Genomic DNA, 1427 nt, shown 5'->3' on the forward strand with positions numbered 1-1427 from the left:
CCGTCCAGCGGCCCGCCGACCAGCTCGGCGTAGCGCCGGCCCGGCCGCGGGCCCGGGTGGTCGTGGTCGGCGCCGTAGACCCGGCGGCGCAGCAGCTGTTCGTCATCACGGTCCATCCGTTCAGCGTCGCAGCCCCCACTGACAGCCGGGCCCGGCCGCCGCGTCCGCCGAGGTCACTCTCGCCTCTGCCCCCTGCTGATCGTGGCCGTGTACCAGTACGTGGTGCTGGGCGGGGGGTGGCAGCCCGGAGCCGGCGGCGGGAGCGGCACTCGCCGCACGTGGGCTGTGTGCCCGGGTCGGCGCGGGCGCCGGCGGGTCGTTGCGGGGCCGGCGATGTAGTCGACGACCAGGGCGTCCGGCTGGCGGGCCACGGCGAGGTGGCCCTTGAACTCCTGGGCGCCGTACACGCCGGACTCGACGGGTGTGGGGGCAGCAGAGCCCGTCCTGCGGGGTCGCGTCCGAGCGGGTCGTGCAGTCGCGGGGGGCGTCAACGAAGCGGTGCGGTGATGATGTGCGGGTGTTCAACGAAGACCTCACCGCGTACGACTACCAGGACGAGGATGCGTTCACGGACAGGGAGTCGGGCCTGTGCGCGCTCTGGTTCCGCCCGGCGTACTCCCGCCTGAACATCGGCTGGCTGGAGGCCGGCAGGCCGTACTCGACGGGGGCGGTCCCCGCGGTGTTCGTGGAGAAGCTGAAGGCTGTTCAGGAGGTGCAGTGGATGAACGTCTGCCTCGGGCTGCACACGTGTGACCTGTGTCCTGAGGAAGAGGCTCCGGAAGGGAACGGGGAGGTACGGATCCCGGGCGAGCCCGGCGTCGCCTATGCCGCACCCTTCTTGATCACCCACTACATCACCGCCCACGGCTACCGGCCGCCGCAGGTCTTCATCGATGCCGTGCTCGCCGTCGATCTTGCTGCGTGGACCTGCGCGCAATGGCCCGACGTCCCCTTTCCCTGGGTTCCGCAGGACGCGGAACGCATGCTGGAGTAGCGGCGAGGGGGCTTCGCCTGCGCAGCCGGAGCCGGATCGGCGCGACGGTGACCGGGCCGGCCGGCGCGCTCGGCAGGCCGGTGGCCCTGCGGGTGGCCGCCCGGACGGGAGCCGCCTTCCTACTCGCCGCACGGCCGGCGACGTCGTCTCCTCACCCGTCCGGTACTGCGGTCGTCGTGGCCGGCGGCAGCGACACGGTGCTGCCGCTTCCGCCGCGCCGGGCCGCCGTCCGCCTGGGCCCGCGCATGGCGGAACTGCGCGCGGCCGGCTGGTCGGTGGTCGTGGCCGCGTGTCCCGGCTGCCGGGCCGCCGCCCTGTGCCCCCGGGTCCGGGTCACCACTGTCCGCCGGTCCGGGTGTCCGGGTTCGGCTCCGGCACGGGGGTGTGCCGCCAGGTAGCCCAGGCACTGCCCGCGCTGATCAGCGCTGCGCCG

Annotated in this window: 1 protein-coding gene; it reads left to right on the forward strand. The window is 74.0% G+C overall.

Annotated features, from left to right (window positions below):
* Positions 1 to 517: 517 nt before the first annotated feature.
* On the forward strand, positions 518 to 994 hold the full coding sequence (locus CCN42_RS39355; RefSeq protein WP_086741959.1) for a DUF7919 family protein: 477 nt from the start codon (positions 518 to 520) through the stop codon (positions 992 to 994).
* Positions 995 to 1427: the final 433 nt, after the last annotated feature.

Source organism: Streptomyces glaucescens (genome assembly GCF_002154375.1).
GTDB lineage: Bacteria > Actinomycetota > Actinomycetes > Streptomycetales > Streptomycetaceae > Streptomyces > Streptomyces glaucescens.